The 18,176-nt window shown below is 44.4% G+C and carries 13 protein-coding genes; 6 read left to right on the forward strand and 7 right to left on the reverse strand.

Going from position 1 to position 18,176, the window contains the following annotated elements; all coding sequences use genetic code 11:
- Window positions 1-29 precede the first annotated feature (29 nt).
- Both ADJ77_RS01085 and ADJ77_RS01090 read left to right on the forward strand, forming a co-directional pair.
- On the forward strand, window positions 30-1,655 hold the full coding sequence (locus ADJ77_RS01085; RefSeq protein ID WP_025077990.1) for a RagB/SusD family nutrient uptake outer membrane protein: 1,626 nt from the start codon (window positions 30-32) through the stop codon (window positions 1,653-1,655).
- 571 nt (window positions 1,656-2,226) lie between these two features.
- Window positions 2,227-3,423 (forward strand): metallophosphoesterase, encoded by a 1,197-nt coding sequence (locus tag ADJ77_RS01090; RefSeq protein ID WP_025077989.1) that lies wholly within the window; start codon window positions 2,227-2,229, stop codon window positions 3,421-3,423.
- Between the two features lie 119 nt (window positions 3,424-3,542).
- On the opposite strand, the gene ADJ77_RS01095 is transcribed toward ADJ77_RS01090, so the two are convergent.
- Together ADJ77_RS01095 and ADJ77_RS01100 are read right to left on the reverse strand one after the other, a co-directional pair.
- The gene (locus ADJ77_RS01095) at window positions 3,543-4,841 is read right to left on the reverse strand and encodes a histidine-type phosphatase (protein ID WP_025077988.1); all 1,299 of its coding nucleotides are present in this window, start codon (window positions 4,839-4,841) and stop codon (window positions 3,543-3,545) included.
- 328 nt (window positions 4,842-5,169) lie between these two features.
- Complete coding sequence (locus ADJ77_RS01100) at window positions 5,170-6,573, reverse strand: C1 family peptidase (RefSeq protein WP_050695939.1); 1,404 nt, start codon at window positions 6,571-6,573, stop codon at window positions 5,170-5,172.
- Between the two features lie 527 nt (window positions 6,574-7,100).
- Between ADJ77_RS01100 and ADJ77_RS01105 the strand changes: the two genes are divergently transcribed.
- From ADJ77_RS01105 to ADJ77_RS01120, 4 genes are read left to right on the forward strand one after another with little or no spacing between them, the layout of a single operon-like run.
- A complete protein-coding gene (locus ADJ77_RS01105; protein ID WP_025077987.1) occupies window positions 7,101-7,922 on the forward strand; it encodes an ABC transporter ATP-binding protein in 822 nt (273 codons plus the stop codon).
- A 20-nt stretch (window positions 7,923-7,942) separates the two neighbouring features.
- On the forward strand, window positions 7,943-8,794 hold the full coding sequence (locus ADJ77_RS01110; RefSeq protein ID WP_025077986.1) for a GIN domain-containing protein: 852 nt from the start codon (window positions 7,943-7,945) through the stop codon (window positions 8,792-8,794).
- 19 nt (window positions 8,795-8,813) lie between these two features.
- On the forward strand, window positions 8,814-9,617 hold the full coding sequence (locus ADJ77_RS01115; RefSeq protein ID WP_025077985.1) for a hypothetical protein: 804 nt from the start codon (window positions 8,814-8,816) through the stop codon (window positions 9,615-9,617).
- Between the two features lie 27 nt (window positions 9,618-9,644).
- Window positions 9,645-10,004, forward strand: coding sequence for a GntR family transcriptional regulator (locus ADJ77_RS01120; RefSeq protein ID WP_025077984.1), 360 nt, complete (start codon window positions 9,645-9,647; stop codon window positions 10,002-10,004).
- A gap of 420 nt (window positions 10,005-10,424) precedes the next feature.
- Here ADJ77_RS01120 and ADJ77_RS01125 read toward each other — a convergent pair whose 3' ends face one another.
- The 5 genes from ADJ77_RS01125 to ADJ77_RS01145 all read right to left on the reverse strand — a co-directional run bounded on the left by ADJ77_RS01125 (window position 10,425) and on the right by ADJ77_RS01145 (window position 17,952).
- A complete protein-coding gene (locus ADJ77_RS01125; RefSeq protein WP_316931908.1) occupies window positions 10,425-13,910 on the reverse strand; it encodes a DEAD/DEAH box helicase in 3,486 nt (1,161 codons plus the stop codon).
- Between the two features lie 688 nt (window positions 13,911-14,598).
- Complete coding sequence (gene recA, locus ADJ77_RS01130) at window positions 14,599-15,624, reverse strand: recombinase RecA (RefSeq protein WP_025077983.1); 1,026 nt, start codon at window positions 15,622-15,624, stop codon at window positions 14,599-14,601.
- A 32-nt stretch (window positions 15,625-15,656) separates the two neighbouring features.
- Window positions 15,657-15,977, reverse strand: coding sequence for a TfoX/Sxy family protein (locus tag ADJ77_RS01135; protein ID WP_025077982.1), 321 nt, complete (start codon window positions 15,975-15,977; stop codon window positions 15,657-15,659).
- A 4-nt stretch (window positions 15,978-15,981) separates the two neighbouring features.
- Window positions 15,982-17,220 (reverse strand): saccharopine dehydrogenase family protein, encoded by a 1,239-nt coding sequence (locus ADJ77_RS01140; protein ID WP_025077981.1) that lies wholly within the window; start codon window positions 17,218-17,220, stop codon window positions 15,982-15,984.
- A 111-nt stretch (window positions 17,221-17,331) separates the two neighbouring features.
- Window positions 17,332-17,952 (reverse strand): DUF6621 family protein, encoded by a 621-nt coding sequence (locus ADJ77_RS01145; protein ID WP_050695941.1) that lies wholly within the window; start codon window positions 17,950-17,952, stop codon window positions 17,332-17,334.
- Window positions 17,953-18,176: the final 224 nt, after the last annotated feature.

The following is an 18,176-nucleotide window of genomic DNA, read 5'->3' on the forward strand; positions in this document are numbered from 1 at the left end:
CTTTAACATAACATAAACAACTGTCAAGTATGAAATACTTACTTCGCCCCCTCTTTTTTCTAAGCATCCTCACACTGACTGGATGCCTGGATGAGAACACAAGAGACAGCCTCGATGAGCAACAGGTCTACACCTCAGCCAAAGATGTTTATGTCAATGCCGTCGCTACCTTATACAACCATATAGGAGGCGACAAGGACAGTGAAGGTCTGCAGGGTACTTATCGTGGTGTGTACGACCACAATACGTTCACAACCGATGAAGCCATCATCCCTGTACGGGGTGGCGACTGGTATGACGGAGGCTTTTGGATGGATTTATATACGCATAACTGGGCAGTAGACAGCAAACCACTTTACGATACATGGAAGTACCTATATAAAGTAATAGTGTTCTGCAACGATGCACTTGCAACTATTGACAAGTACAAGCAGCTGCTTACGGATGAGCAATACAAGGCTTATCGGGCTGAAGTCAGGGCAATCCGTGCCTTATACTACTATTACCTTATGGATATGTTCGGTAATATTCCACTGGTGACAACCGTGAGTGAAAGCACTGAAAATGCTGAACAGACAGGCCGCCCGGAGGTATATAAGTTTATTGTGAAGGAACTACAGGACGCAGCACCACTGCTCTCAACAGGGCACAGCAACCTTGTAGGGACTGACTATGGACGTGTGACGCGGTCTGTTGCCAATTTCCTGCTTGCCAAGTTAATGCTGAATGGTGAGGTCTACTCTGATGCTGACTGGACTGACAACCAGCAACCTAAGGGTACACGAATCTACTTTGCCGTTGATGGTCAGCAGATGAATATATGGCAGGCTTGCCGGCATTACTGTGACAAGGTGTCATCCGATGGATTTACCTTGACAACAGATTATCCCAGCAACTTCTACGTTCATAACGAGACCTCGCCGGAGAATATATTTGTCATTCCTGTAGACAAGCATCTCTACAAGAACCAGTTTCAGTATCTCTTCCGTTCCCGTCACTATGCACACGGTGATGCCTTGGGCACTGGTGCTGAGAACGGAGCCTGCGCTACCGTCTCTACTGTCAACACCTTTGGCTATGGAACCAATAATGTTGACAAGCGGTATGCCTATAACCTCTACTCTGACACAGTACGTGTGGACGGGAATACCGTCCTCTTAGAGAACGGCAAGCCACTCATCTATATGCCACTTGCTGTAGAAATGAATCTTACATACAGTCCGTATATCAAGACGGCAGGTGCAAGAATGGCAAAATATGAGGTTGACCGCACAGGTTATAACGACGGTAAGAACCCCAACAACGACATTGTTCTCTTTCGCTATGCCGATGTGTTGCTGATGAAGGCCGAGGCTGCAGTGCGCAATGGAGGGAATGGCAACACAGAAATGAACCTTGTGAGAAGCCGCAGCGGAATGGGAAACAGAACAGCCACATTGGACAATATCCTTGCCGAACGGCTCATGGAACTGATGTGGGAAGGATGGCGTCGCAATGACCTTATCCGCTTCAACCGCTTCCATCAATCCTATGACCTCCGCACAGCACCAACAACGGAAGCCGACCGCCACACCATCGTATTCCCTATCCCGTCACGTGCACTGGCTCTCAACGAGAAACTGAAGCAGAACAAAGGTTACAAGGCTCAACCATAACTTTGGTGTTCATAATTAATTGCCAATATATTCAAGTCTGTTTTCCTGTCAGTCTGCCAACTTGATGAAGAAGGAGTGTAACGGGTTACACGGGTGATGAGAGAGGGAAGAATGACAAAAGACAGGCTTGAAAACAGGGGTAAGGCAAGGAAGAAGATGAAAAAGATATATTGCTGTCTGATAAAGATTAAATAGCATACGTTCCCACACGGAACATCTTTTAAACAGACAACATCCTATTGTCTTTGAAGGAGCAAGCTCCCTGATCAAATAAGAATTACTTGCTTTTGCCGGTACAACTCTTTTCAAACAGCAAGTTGATTCCATATCGGCGACATATTGCATCGTATTTAGCACCCAGCACCATTGGTGCTTGCTAACAACACCACATGTGATGGGCATCAACACATCGGCTGAAAACGGTAAGAGAAGTTCATTATTGTCATTATATCCTATATAATAAGACACGAAAGGCTACCTTATGCGTGAAATGTTCAGCGGACAGCAATAATAAAGATACATACATGTGCTTATTTCCAAACACCTTTCTAAGAACAAAAAACGAATGTCAATGAAAGCTAATCTCAAGGAACTGTTACTGCCCATCTTGCTGTTCTGCCTGCTGCTCATCCTACCGGATGTATATGTATGGTGGAAGTATCTGATGCCGTCAGGCACCATCTGGCTCAGCATTGTGTGGTATCTGCCGTCAGCAGTAACCATTACGACTTTCTACCTTTTCCGCTCAGGCATTTACCACAACACCCTCCTGCGTGCTTTCATCGGTATGATTCTCTGTCTTGATCTTCCCAAACTGCTGTTTACCCTATTGCAATTCATCCTGCCGACAACAGTTTCCCTGCTATGCGCCATAGCCTTGATAGCCGTCTTCATCTATGGTTTCTTTTTTGGATGGCGACGTATTGTCGTACGCACAGCAACCTGCGAATCGCCTCTGCTGCCCCTGTCGTTCGATGGCTATCGCATTCTGCAACTGAGCGACCTTCACCTCGGAACCTACCAACGGAACCCAGGCTTTATAAAGAAACTGGTCAGGATAGTAAACGAACAGAAGCCCGACCTGGTAGTCTTCACCGGCGACCTTGTCAACGTACGTGCCGATGAGGTACTCCCCTTCCTTGCCGACCTCAGTAAGATAACCGCACCCGACGGTGTCTACAGCGTCATGGGCAATCATGATTACTGCGAATACGGAATGGAAACAAATAATGTAAACAAGCACAACGAACGGCAGGGAGCCTTTGCAAAGGAACCGACAGCCCTACGTAACCAGCGTGTGCTGGAATATCTGGAGGAAAAGATTGGCTGGCATTTGCTCATGAACGAGCATGTCAACATCATTCGCATACGTCAGGAAGACGGGATCAACAAGAGTGAATCAATATCCCTTATCGGTGTTGAGAATATCAGCAGACCACCTTTCAAGACCATGGGCGACCTCTCGAAAGCCATGGAAGGACTGGTCAACGGGACATTCAAGATTCTTCTCAGCCACGACCCCACCCACTGGCGACGCGGTGTATTGCACAAGACTGACATCGCTCTTACCCTTTCAGGACATACACATGCAGGACAGCTCAAGATAGGCAGGTTCTCTCCTGTCAAGTGGGCATACAATGAATGGGGTGGAAAGTATGTTGAAGATGGTTCCATGCTCCATGTTTCTCTCGGCATCGGTGGCACTGTCCCCTTCCGATTCGGAGCATGGCCGGAGGTAAATGTAATAAAACTCACAAGCAAACAATAGCCCCTCCCGGGAAGAGAGGGGGCATAGATGGCTGTTAGGAAACTGCCGGAAGCACCGTTTGGCTTATGTCGAAATCATAGAAATATAGAAAGCCCAAGCATATAGGAAAGCCTGACCAGCTACTGCTCCTGATAACTGTCGAGCCTTGCCAGATAAAACTTTCTAAAGTCACTCCACTTATAATAATAAGGAGTAGAGGTTGCTGAGAACGGCAGCGTAGCCTCTTCCTCGTTGAGCAGCACCTTCACAAGGACATCAGCATTAGGATTCTTCGATTTCTTGTAGAAAACAAGCTGGATGTTGGCAGCCATCGGGAAGATGCGCGAATCTATCCATCCTTTTGCTTCAAGACTGTCTACTTGCGACACCTGCACATAACTTCCGTTGAGGTCGAGCAGACAAGCCAACGGCATAACCATCGTTTCATGCCCGAAGCGCAGCGACGCTCCCGGATGCGGAAGGGCAAGACAAGAATCCGCCTCAGTAATCATCCTGCGCAAGAGATTACGCTGGGAGAAAGGTTGTTTACCACCGTTCTGCGGTGCACCGGCAAAGTGCAGGTACCACCATACGTTGGCACGCTGCCAAAGACGATAACGTTCATCGGGCGTAAAGGCGTCATATAGCGACAGTGAATGGCGTATCTCTGAGTTCTGCACGATACCGGCAAGCCCAAAGAGGTCGTGTGCCAGTCGTTCTACTTCAATGTTCCTGTCCACATAATCAGCATCCTTGAAAAGACGTGACATCAAGGGTTTGTTGTCTAAATGCCGTTTCTCCCAGTCTTTCATCGCCTTCTTTACCTCCTCGTTCTCTCGTTGCTGAGCGAGTTTCTTGTCTGAAAGATTCATATAATACATATCGTAATCACTGGCATCGTGGCGGATACGCAGACGTGGATTGTGTCGCAGAAGTTCCTGAAGTGCGTTCTCCATTGACAGGATGCAGCGGATGACAACCGTAGACTTGGCATCTATCCACACCGAGTCACTGAAGACGGATGGAAAACGCTCATACATTCGCCGTGCAATCTGCCGATGCTGCTCAGCACCTAAGGGTGTCAGTTCGCCCCAACGCTTGTATGACTCAGCATACATACGGCGTATTTTCGCCATCACCTCCCTGCCTTTACCGCTAAGCACACCTGCCGAGTCAGCCCGTTCAAGAACCTGCAAAGGGCGCAAATAATCCTTCCCGGAAAGGAGATAGCGTGAGCCGTGCCGCCCATAATGGGAGATGTAAACGGGAACATAACCTGTCGGGGGTGCAGTAAGTCTGCCTGAAGGCGCAGGATAGGCAAGACCATTGCTTGCCGACAGTTCTGGCTTTTCATCAATTTCCTTTCTGAACGATTGTGCATTGATGTGCAGAGATGACAGGAACGTCATCATACACAGCAGAATAAGATATTTTCTCATATCGTAATAAAAATGTTTTATATTTCTTACAAGGAAGAAACTCCTGCCTCGTAAACGGGCGGAGCTACTTCGTCCTACTTCACAAAGATAAGTATTTTTTAGTGATTTACAGCCAGAATACGGTTAAAGGTAAATAAAAATCAGGGACAGACAATCTCGTCTGTCCCTGATTTTGTTCTATGACTGGCTATCTAAGAGACCATTCTTCCTATTATAATACAGCCTGTCTTTTTCCCTATACGGGGTTAATCTTCATACTTTCCCCAAGAAGATTAGGGCACCCAGCCCCACCTCTTCTCCCTTCTTTCGGAGGGGGTGGGGGAGGTTCTTACATATCCTCCTGGAACAACGGGTCCTCAGGAACAACCATGATCGGCTTCTGCTGAGATGCTTTCAGAATGTTCTCAGGAACATACTTGTTGTCAACTACCAGACGGAAGGTGTATTCATTGAACCAAGGGTTGCTCATAATCAGGCAACCATTCTGCCCGTAAGTGCCTCCCCATGAGTTCTCAACCTTCCACTTCTTCGGCTGACCGTTCTCATCCAAGTCAACTGCCGTGAGCGTCATAGCATGTGTTGAACCACTGTCGAAAGTCGAAATGCGGTCTGCCTTGTTCATTGGGAAAGTCGTTCCGTAGAGCGTTGCATAGTCATAGTTGTCAAGGTCAAGATAACCACGCTTACGGTCGAGCTGCTTGCCCACATCATAACTGGTGTACATCTTCGTCGAATCCTTCAGCGAAGCGATTGCCATCTTCGCAATTTCCTCCATCGGAAGGTTCACATACTTCCAGTTATGACCATCGTATGTATGGCGGTCGTACTCAATTTCGTAAGTCTTATAGTAAGGACGGCGGGGATCATTCATTGCCATAATGAAAGTTCCATTGATGGGTCCGCCCACCGTTTCCTTATAGAATTCCTGTGGTGTATAGGTTTTTGCCTTGCCTATCTGCTTTCCGTTCTTATCCTTGAAGGCAAAGGTAAAGCTCTTCACCGGCTCACCCAGAGAAAGCGACAGGATGTGATAGATACTGCCCAGCATCTCGGTCTTGCGTGCCTTGATAGCTGCCTTCGACTTCTTGTCAGCCACCATCTTACGCAGTTCCAGACCGTATTCACGCAGTTTTGAAGATACAATCTTTGCCATACGTGAGGTGTTTTCTGCCGAATAGGTCTCAGGCATCGCCTCCATCGGAACAACACCATACTTCTCAACAAGGTCAGACACACCGCAGAACGTACCGCCATCACTGACCGGACTCTTGAAGAAGAACTGCACGCGTGGGTCGTCTATCGGCTTTCCAGCATTGTCAATCACACCCTGCAGCATCAGATTAGCCTTCTCTAACTGGTCATAGAAAGAGAGATAAACGTGAGAATATTCCACCTTCAACGTATCCTTGTGCTGACGGGCAAACTTGGCACGCAGCACGTTCAGTCCCGTAAAGAGCCAGCAACGTCCCGAGCTCTTCTGGTTATGGATGTTCTGCTTCGGCGTTTCCACACTGAAGTAGGTGTCCACAGGACCTGCATTGGGGAAGTTAAGGGCAAGGTCGTCAATAGCATTTGTAGCGATAGCATTCGACAGTGCACGGTCAGCCGTCGTCAGTCCTGCTTTCTGAATCTGCTGAAGCATCTGTGTGTCAATACCACCATCTCTCATCTGCGCCTGAAGCGTGAGCGCACAGCCCAGCAACCCACAGGCAATTAACATATTCTTCTTCATTGTTTTTTAATAATATAAGGTAAAGGGTTATTTACAAACTTATTCTCTACAAAGATACTATTTATTTCTCATTGTACATGTAAGAAAGATGGAAAAACATCACGACTATGGGTAAAATTATCCATGGGAAGGACAGATGGCAATTTATTTCCACGAAGAAAAAGAATTATTTTCATGAAAAGAAATAATTATTTTCATGAAGAAAAATATTTCTTTTCATGAAAGTAATTTGCCGAAAGTCACTAAACGAATCTGAAAAACACTTCTTCACGAAGACAAAAAGTCCCGTCAACTCCTTTAGAACAGCACCTTTATGCTATGAGTAAAGCCTTGGATTAATGACTATTCAACAATGAACGGGAAAAAGAAAATCATCACCCAATCATCATTTTTTTACCAAAACGCTTGCAAGTATCAGATATTAATCCTACATTTGCAGTGTATTATTAAAGTAGTACACCAATACACTGCCGAAAACAATTAATGAAAACAGATAAAAACAACCCCTTAAAAAGAGAAAAAGACTTATGATTCAAGTAAATGAACTGACTTTCAGCTATCCCGGAGGCAAACACAATGTGTTCGAGGGACTGAATCTGCAACTCAACGAAGACCGCATCTACGGTCTGTTAGGCAAGAACGGAATGGGAAAGAGTACCTTGCTATACCTTATAGCCGGGCTTCTGAAACCCAAGAATGGCAGCGTCATCGTTGACGGCTACACTGCTTCGTACCGCTATCCAGAGATGTTACAGGAGCTGTACATTGTGCCGGAGGAGTATGACCTACCCAGTATGTCACTCGCAAAGTACGCAAAGATTCACGAAGATTTCTATCCCCACTTCAACCAAGAGACCCTTAAGAAGTGCCTGGCCGACTTCGAAATGCCTGTAGACATTGACCTTAAACAACTCTCTATGGGACAGAAAAAGAAGGTCTATATGAGTTTTGCACTTGCTACCGGCTGCCACCTGCTCCTGATGGACGAGCCTACTAACGGACTTGACATCCCGTCAAAGGCACTCTTCCGCAAGGTTGTGGCAGGCAATATGGCAGAAGATTCGTCGCTGATAATTTCTACTCATCAGGTGCACGACGTTGAGCAGCTGCTTGACCATATCATTATCCTTGATAATTCACAAGTAATTGTGAATGCGTCAACTGAGGATATAACAAATGATTACACCTTCGGAATCCGCCAGCCTAACGAGATGGACGAAAGCGTACTCTATGCAGAGCCATCCATTCAAGGCAACAATGTGATTGCACGACGTCAGAAGGGTGACAACGAGACTACTATCAATCTTGAATTGCTGTTCAATGCAGCAACAACAGGTAAACTTAAATAAAAACAAGGAGGACAACTTTTATGAATACTACATTATCAAAAACAATCAGAATCAGTCTTATTCTCGCTGCCTGCCTGTTCGTTTTCAGTTCCTGCATCCGTAAGAAAGCAGACTATGGGAAGGTGGTTACCAAGAATATCCCTGTTGAAAAGTTCCATGAATTAAATGTTGCAGCATTAGTTCCAGTTCATATCATACAAGGCAAGGAATGCAGTATAAAGGTAAAAGGACCGGAAGAACTGCTTTCATATATGAACTTCCATGTTGTAGAAGGAAAACTGGTTATCCAAATGAAGGAGCTGGATTCTGCATTTGGTATACCTTTCTATTCCTTCAAAACAGATAAACTAACCAGCAAAATTGAAGTTTATGTCACTGCTCCTACCTTTACACACATGTTATTGGAAGGCTCCTCACCCATCATTTTCCCAGACTCTATTACACTTGACAAGCTGAATATTACTTCTAACTTTGGGAGTAGTATCAACATAAATAAAATGATGATAAATCAGCTGAACATTTCCATTAATGGTGTTAGTGATGTAAATATCAAGAGTCTGACCGCCAAGCAAGCCAATTTTGACATCTCTGGGAACAGTGACATTAAAATGAACTCCGGACATGTAGACAATACCTCTTTCTCCATAGCAGGTAATGCTGACCTGAAAATAAGAAATCTGACAGCTAAGAAAGCCCGCTTTGCTGTTCCAGGGAATGCAGACTTAGACGTAAACTTCAACCGCACGGACACGGCATCCTTCTACATAATGGGTAATGCTGATGGCAAGGTCACGGGGACAACACGTCAGCCTATACAAACGATAACAGAGGGTAAAGCCGTTATCAAAGACGAAACAACAAGAATTAAATAAACATAAGGAGGATATAAATATGAAAAAATTTGATATAAACCGCTTCAGTAAAGTAATGAGCCGGCTCATCCTTGTTCGCCGCCGCTCTATCATCAAACTCTTCGCTGGTTTCCTCATAGGTTTCTTTGTCATTGCGATAATGTTTCTTCCGTTCTTTCACTGGTCTGCCATGTCAGATGATGATATAAGAATTAGGTTATGGGGAATTTCACCTTTCATCAATGTAGTATTTGCAATGTCATTCTTCATAATAGCTACATTCATTATCAGCGACCTCGGTAAACGCCAGCAACGTATAAATGAAATGATGCTGCCTGCCACTAATCTTGAGAAGTTCCTGGCACGTGTCATACTCGTTTCCGTGGTTTATCCATTGCTTATTGCCATCGCCTTTATCGCTGCCGATGGATTGCAACAGCTGACAACAATGCTTATTTTCCATGGTGGAAGAGCTTCCTTGGTCGCAACGTGGTATGAAAACTGCCAAAGTTCAAGCACAGGTTCTCCATTATGGGTTAGGGCAGGAATAGTTCTTCTTACCAATTCATTCGCACTCTTAGGTGGTATGTTCTTCCGCAAGGCTGCATGGTTGAAGACGCTGATCAGCTTATTTGTCATTATTACCGGCATTGCAATAAGCCTCACGACTTTTGCCTATCTCCTTTACGAACATACTGACTACGAACTTGTCTTAACAGATGACACCCTTTCTTCTATCATCGGAAATCTTATCTGTTTGGGCTTGATTGTCTTGATGTACTGGTCTTCCTACAAGATTTACACACGTCTGCAGGTTATCAACAACCGTTGGAGAAACTTTTAATAAAGAGCTGATTAAAGATTAAGGCTTATGAATTTCGAGAATAACAAGGCTATCTATGAGCAAATGGCTGACCGCCTTTGCGATGAGATTATAGCCGGAACATATAAAGCTGACGACCGAATACCGTCTGTCCGGGAGTATGCCGTTATGCTGCAGGTGAATACCAACACGGCAGTAAAGGCCTACGAGCTGCTCTCCCGTAAGGAGATTATCTATAACCGGCGCGGTCTCGGTTACTTCGTCTCAGCTGGTGCACGTGAGCAGATTATGACTGCAAGGCGCAACACTTTCCTCAAACAGTCTCTTCCTTCCATCTTCCGTGAAATGAATCTGTTAGGAATAACAATGGAAGAGGTTGAAAAGGAATGGAACAAAACGCAACAATAACAGCCTCTTTCTAACAAGAAACGGCTCATAATCAGTGAGAGTTTACTCTCCCATTCCGCTATCTGATAACAACAAATAGGGATGCACAGGCTGTGCATCCCTATTTGTTGCAAACACTGTTTAAAGAATCGTTTTCTGCATAACTTCGTCTTCACCGTCTTACGCTGTTTTATACGTTATAAGACAGCTTTTCTCACCCCGTCTCGTACTAATGTGCTAACGTCCAGCACATGTGGTGCTGGTGGTCAGCACACATGGTGCTGTTAGTAAACACAACTCGTGTCGAGAATCCAAAATGGCAGCAAACTCATTTAAACATATAATTGCATATCAAGCACTCCGCTTGACTATCTTCTGACCATAAGAAATCAGAACTGCATATATGCTTGAGAGAAAGAAGAATTTGTTTATGGACATCTCTCACCTGTTATCCTGCAACAATTCGAGCAGTTCTTCCTGTGTCATTGCATGAGATATGTCAGAACCTTCAAGAAGTGAGTCTGAAAGGTTGCGCTTTGTCTTATGCAGACGAAGTATCTTCTCTTCGATGGTGTGCTGACTAATCAGGCGATAGACCGTTACATCCTGTTGTTGCCCTATACGATAGGCACGGTCAGTAGCCTGCTGTTCGATGGCAGGATTCCACCAAGGGTCAAGGTGAACAACATAGTTAGCACCCGTAAGATTCAGTCCCAGTCCTCCAGCCTTCAGACTGATAAGGAAGAAGGGGCACTTTCCTGTCTGGAATTCCTTTACCAGCTTTTCACGCATAGCCATCGGTGTGCTTCCGTCAAGGTAAAGATAAGGAAGTTTGGCTTTATCCATAGCCTTCTTTACTTCCTCGAAGAAACTGGTAAACTGACTGAAAACAAGCGCACGGTTACCGCTGTCGTTGAGACTCTCTGCCAAATCAATAAATGCTAGCACCTTACTGCTTGGTAACTTCCACTTCTTGTCAACCAACGAACAGCTACACGCCATCTGACGTAAACGAGTAATCTCGGCTAATGCACTCACCTTGTCAGTTTTGTTTTCAAGAAGACTTGCCTCCGTCTCACGCCTTTTAATCTCATACATAGCCATCTCCTCCGATGACAGTTCGACTGGGAGTTTTATTTCGTTCTTTGCTGGTAATTCGTCAATGACCTCTGCTTTCGTTCTACGCAAAAGGAAGGGAGAAATCAGACGACGTAACTGGCTTTGGCGTGCTTTGTCGTTATCTCCTTCAATAGGCTGGATAAATTTCTTCCTGAACTGTTCGGCACTTCCCAGAAGTCCGGGGTTGATAAACTGGAAAAGGTTCCATAACTCTGCAAGATGGTTCTGAATAGGAGTACCCGTAAGAATAACCTTGCGTTGTGCCTGTAACTGCATTGCCGACTTTGACATCTTCGTGTTGGCATTCTTGATGGTGTGTGCTTCGTCAAGACAGACCACATTCCATTCCCTCCCAACGAGGTCCTCCTGCTGAATATTCAACAAACCATACGTGGTGATAATAACATCTCCTGCCTTTGCCTCCTTAATATCTTTTGGACGATCCTCACTCTGATTGAGAACAGTGAGGTTCAGTGTCGGTGCAAATCGCTGAAGTTCATTGCGCCAGTTAGGTACGACAGAGGATGGTGCTACAATCAGCGAAGCTCCGTTTTCGCTCTGTTCAAGAAGCAGGGCGATGGTTTGAATGGTCTTTCCCAATCCCATGTCGTCAGCAAGACAGACACCTGCTCCCCATGCCGTCAGCCTTGACATCCATTCAAATCCCTCTTCCTGATAGTCACGTAGCTGTGCCTGCAAGGTCTTGGGCACAACAGGAACCTTCTTGCTGCACGCTTCAATTCGCTGGCGTAAGGTATCCATAGCCTCATTACGCTTTATATTCAAGGACGAATCATCCAGCAAGTCGCCTAACAAAGAGACTGCAGCAGGTGCCATCTGCAGATGTGAACGATTTTCGGTCGTTACTGTGTCAAGCCGTTTAAGTATGCGTGAGAGCTGGGTGCTTATTGTAATAAATTCATTATCACCGACAAGAATATACTTCTGATGAGCACTCTGACGCATCAGTCCGAGCAGCTTCTGAAGAGAAATGACCTGCCCCTCGCTGATTTCAACATCACCTTCTACCTCAAACCAATTGTTCTTCGACTTAAAAGAAATCTGAGCAGCACTACTGCTGATGCCCGGATAATACTTTATCTTACTACCTTCAGCCCATTCCATCATGCAAACATCACGGTGTTCCTTACACCACTGAATGAAAGGTAGCATCGTGTAGATAGGAAGTGTTATAGAATCCGTAATACTTTGAGGCTTCCATACTTCGCCTTCATCAAAGAACTCTGCTTCAACCAGACCCTCATTTATCATTTTAAGACAATCCCGCTCTTTCTTCAGGTTACGAACCAATTGCACCTTCTTATGCTCCTGCTCTGCAATAGTGGTGACATTTCCCTTTCCTGGAACAAAGCAAAGACTATCAGATATACGCACCAGGGCAGTAAGTTGGAAACAGTTGTTTGCAGTGGAAACAACACGGAGTGTTATACAAGGTTGTACATCAACACGCTGCAAGTCGTCAAGCTCAGCCACCATATTGGAGTGGATTTCCGTCTTTCCTCCTACAGCCTTAATCAGTTGAACCAGCAAGGTCTCGGCTTCAGCTGGATAAATCTCTTGTGCCAGAATTTCCTTATAAGTCTTATATTCAAACTCAGATGGGGTAAAGATTGAATAGTCTGTTTCTGAATTCTTCTTATAAAAGAAAGATGATTTCTCACCTCTTTGTAATTCTTCTACATTCGTAGAGACACTGAAAGAACCATCCGAACGTTTATCTATAACAAGGTGTGGCTTGTCCTTATGAACCTTCACAGGCTGCAAGTCGTAGTTAGAACCAGTGTAAATGTGGTCACAATCAACAAAAAGATATAGATACTTTTCAATATAGACACTATATTCCCACGAAAAGATCCCTTCTTTAATACGCTGATCAACACTGTCCAAGCCCGGAACATCCAGATTTATAAGTTCACGAACAGAAAGCTCTTTGCCCACAGACCAACTACCATTTTTCAATCTACGTTTAAGAATGGGAACAACAATTCCATAACGCAACAGATACACGAGCATTGTGTCTCGAACAGTCTCTGCCGTTTGGTTCTCTGCTGTTTGATTCTCTGCAATTAGCGTTTCAAGTCGAAGCTGCCAAAGAGATTTTACTTCTAATCGGCTCAACAGCGATGTGCCACCGAAGTCCTTTACCAAATCTGCTTCAGAAGAGTTACTCCCCATAACACCCGTTTCAAGTTGCAAGAAAGCCCAGTTAGGTGGATTCGTTGGCTTGGTTGCCTTTTTCGGAAGTATGCCAAAAGACGGATACATCGTCCAAGTAAGCCAGGATACCATCTGCATATCTGGCTCCTTGCACAATTCAAGATAAGACTCTTTTCGTATATTCGCATCAGACTTATCATAAAAATAAGCCTTCAACGGTTGTACAAGGAAGTATGTAGGCGTGTATTCCCTATCCCCATTACGCTTCATCATCGTTTCTAACTTCTTCAGTGAGGTCTCAGTGTTAGTGAAGATAGCTGCAATTGCGAAATAATAATTGGCAATAGGGTTTACGAAAAGTCCCTTAATTGGGGCTACCTTGTTGTTAGCGGTCATCACCTTGGTGTATAGCTTATAGGCCAAAGCGTAATCCCCTTTATACAATGCACCAATCGCTGCTATCTGAAGTGTAAAGATATTGCTTACAGATGTTTTGAGGTTAATACAGATTTTACCCGTACCTAAATAGTAATAATAAGCAAAGACTGATTCTAAATCGCTTTTTTTAGCTACACTATTGTCTGTTTTTTTACGGCTGAAAACAAGTCCTTTTAAATATTCCCAGTCCATTATCCTATCCTGAGACATTGCCATACGAAGAGTCGCATTCAGGACAAAAGACAATAATTCTGTGGACATTGATAGAAAGAAAGTCTCGTATTCTCTTTCATCAATCAAGTTAAGGCAACAGTCATTGAACGTTTCTAAGACTTGCGCATAGGAAGTCGATATTGCTTCCTTTGCATTTGGCGCAATATAATATATTATCAAACGCACCAAAGGAGATGGGTTGTCATTATTATAAGTCTTCTTGTAAAGGCTGCGAATATTCTGCAATAATAGGCTGTTTTCTTCTTTGAAAAGTTCAAAGAGAGAAGGTATCAACATATCCTTATTTATATACAAGACTTTTCCACCTCCGTAATAGTGAAGATTTTCTTCTACCAGTAATCCATCGGTCATTAACCTTTCAAAAGCCAAATCGGAAAGAGATGGCAACATTATCTTTTCCAACAAGTTTAATAGTTTTTTCTTAGTTTGGCCATATTGGTAAAAATAAGCCATCAACATAAGGAATGTGCGCTCGTTGGAATTAAGAGAAGAGAATGAAAGCATAGAAAAAATACTTATAATTAAAGATGTAGTCTTGTTAAGCCTTATAGGACTGGATATTTATGAGGGTATACAAAAAACCTATGGTATCAGGAATGTACTTATATGAAAGAGTTACATTCAAGTTACCATAGGTTTGTGCTTATTACTTCGTCTGCTCGACAATTGCATTCTTGATCAAGCCTTCCAGCTCTTCTGCAAGCTCTGGATTGTCCTTGATCATTGTCTTTGTAGCATCACGTCCCTGTGCGAGTTTAGTTCCGTTGTAGCTGAACCAGCTGCCACTCTTCTGAATGATGCCGTACTGAACACCCAAGTCGACAATCTCACCAATCTTTGAGATACCCTCACCGAAGGTAATCTCGAACTCTGCCTTACGGAAAGGAGGTGCTACCTTGTTCTTTACAATCTTCACACGTACTTGATTACCGATAACCTGATCGCCATCCTTGATAGATGTAACACGGCGGATATCAAGGCGTACAGAGCTGTAGAACTTCAGTGCGTTACCACCTGTCGTTGTCTCTGGATTACCAAACATCACGCCAATCTTCTCACGCAACTGGTTGATGAAGATGCAGCATGTATTGGTCTTTGAGATGGTTGAGGTGAGTTTACGCAATGCTTGACTCATCAGTCGTGCCTGCAGACCTACTGCGGAGTCACCCATGTCGCCTTCAATCTCCTTCTTTGGAGTCAATGCTGCAACTGAGTCAACAACAAGAATGTCAATCGCAGAAGAGCGAATCAGCTGGTCTGCAATCTCCAAAGCCTGCTCACCATTGTCTGGCTGGGAAATCCAAAGATTATCAACATCCACACCCAACTTCTCTGCGTAGAAACGGTCGAAGGCGTGCTCAGCATCAATGAAAGCAGCAATACCGCCCTGCTTCTGTGCTTCAGCAATGGCATGGATAGCTAATGTTGTCTTACCAGAACTCTCTGGACCATAGATTTCAATGATTCTACCACGTGGATAACCACCCACTCCGAGTGCTGTATCAAGTGCAACACTACCTGTCGGGATAACCTCCACCTGTTCTATCTGTTCGTCGCCCATACGCATAATGGACCCTTTACCAAAGTCTTTTTCTATCTTAGACATTGCTGCCTGCAAGGCTTTCAGTTTTCCTTCAGCTGCCGATGTCGTACCTGTATCTTCTTTTGCCATATACTATTATCTTGTTTTTGATTGATAAAACATTATTTATTCTTCTTTCTACTCTTCGGATAAGGCAACACCTCTGCCAAGACCTTAACGACCTTGACAGCAAAATCAGACCTTGAAACATCTAAAACATAGTGTTCCTTAGCTCCTTCATAAGGGAATCCACGTTCGGCAGATTCCATCATTGACTTAATTGCCTCGTGTTCTTTGACATAAGGTATATTGTCACAAACTATGATAACAGGCTTTTCGTCAACATAAACCATGTAGTCACCAAACATCTTCCTACATCTCACAGTCCCTGCAGCAGCTATCTGACTACTGACAAATTCAATAAAGTCTAAAGAGCAAGCCATCTTCTTATAGCTCTAAATCACCACCAAACACTTCATGCCAAGGAAGTCCCTGCTTGTTGAGTACTTCCAAGAATGGATCTGGGTCGAAGTCTTCCACATTCCATACACCTGGTTTTCTCCAAAGACCCTTGAAGAACATCATTGCACCAGCCATTGCAGGTACACCAGTAGTATAGCTCACACCCTGCATGCCCGTCTCGTTATAGGCATCCTGATGCTTGCAGTTATTATAGATGTAATAAGTCTGCTCCTTGCCATCCTTGATGCCACGGATACGGCAGCCGATAGAAGTCTCACCATCATAGTTCTCACCGAGGTCCTGTGGGTTAGGCAATACAGCCTTCAAGAACTGCAAAGGTACAATCTTAACCTTAGCTGTCTTTCCAGAGCCGTCAGCCAATGGTGCTTCGTACTCCAGCTCATCAATGCGACTCATACCAAGGTTCTGGATGCAATCGAGGTAAGTAAGGTACTGCTGACCGAAGGTCATCCAGAAACGTGCACGCTTGATGGTAGGATAATTCTTAACCAATGACTCCAATTCTTCGTGGTGCATAAGATAAGAATCACGAGGACCGATGTTCGGATAGGTTATATCCTGATGTACTATCAATGGATCGGTCTCAATCCATTCGCCATTCTCGTAATAAAGACCTTTCTGGGTAATCTCACGAATGTTGATCTCTGGATTGAAGTTGGTTGCAAAAGCCTTGTGGTGATTACCAGCATTACAGTCAACAATATCAAGATAATGAATCTCATCAAAGTGATGCTTTGCTGCGTATGCAGTATAAGCCTGTGATACTCCTGGGTCGAAACCACAACCGAGTATAGCTGTCAAACCAGCCTTCTCAAACTTATCCTTGTAAGCCCACTGCCAGCTGTACTCAAAGTGTGCCTCATCCTTTGGCTCATAGTTAGCGGTGTCAAGATAGTTGCAACCGCAAGCCAGACAGGCATCCATAATGGTGAGGTCCTGATAAGGCAGTGCAAGGTTGATAACCAACTCAGGTTTGAATGAGTTGAAGAGCTCCTTCAACTGCTCTACATCATCCGCATCCACCTGTGCGGTCTTGATGTCAGCCTTATAGCCTTTATCGTGAATCGCCTTAACCAATTCGTCACACTTCTCCTTACGACGGCTGGCAATCATGAACTCCGTAAACACGTCCTGGTTCTGGACAATCTTAAAAGCGGCTACAGTAGCTACGCCACCTGCGCCAATCATTAAAACTTTTCCCATAGTTCAATCCAATTCCCTGTCATTCGTCCCAATTAACCACTCCAAAAAAGCAAGTAGCGGAATGTAATGTTGGGAATCTTTGTTTTATTGTTATTACTTTATTTTTATTTCTTACTTAATCTTTCGCTCAATCTCTGATGAGGAAATACCCATTGCGTTGAGAAGCGAATAACCCAATATCTGCTGCTTGAAGTTGCCTCCTTCGAGTGGTTGCATTGCAAATACTGTGATATGCTTTAACTCATCATCCACATCACGGAGCGTAGTGCGAAGTATACTTATCAGATGGTTGTCCTCAGCATTCGGTACAATCATAATACGCTTCACCTCTCCATGGTTAAGAACTGTCTTCAGAAGGTCAAGCAGAACTGTGTCTTTCTCGGCAGTCTCATCACCCGTCGCAATGGAATTGATGATGAACTCGCCAAGTTGGGCATCCTTGAACGCCTGTCCGTTCAGCTCTTTCTCATAATCAGCAGGGGTGAAATTCTCAAGTTTCGGATTCTTTCTGTCATGCAGAAGCACCACTTGCGTTTCATGATTACCGGGCTTCAACCGTCCATCGAGTGCAATGTCAACAGCCCACTGACTGAAATCAGCAGCAGGAATACGACGGTTCAACATCCGCTCAAAGTTGACAATGAGGTCGAAGGCAACACGGTCAATATAATCACCATCCACGATGATGATGTTCTCACTCCATTTAATGTTCTGTGCTTCTTGTGCATTCATAGCTACAAAGATACATTAAATCAAGCAAAAAGCAAAATAAATAAGGTCGTTTTTTATCGCTTTATCTGCTTGTTCGACATATAAGCATAAAGGATTGCTGCAAGAAGAACAAGAGAGAAAGGCACCAATGACACCATAGGAAGCAGACAGGCAGAACACGCTGTTACATACAATATTACCAGCAACAGGATGGGTGTTATGGCACGGATAGCCCCTGGGCTCCT

The organism is Prevotella fusca JCM 17724 (assembly GCF_001262015.1).
GTDB classification, from domain to species: Bacteria; Bacteroidota; Bacteroidia; order Bacteroidales; family Bacteroidaceae; genus Prevotella; species Prevotella fusca.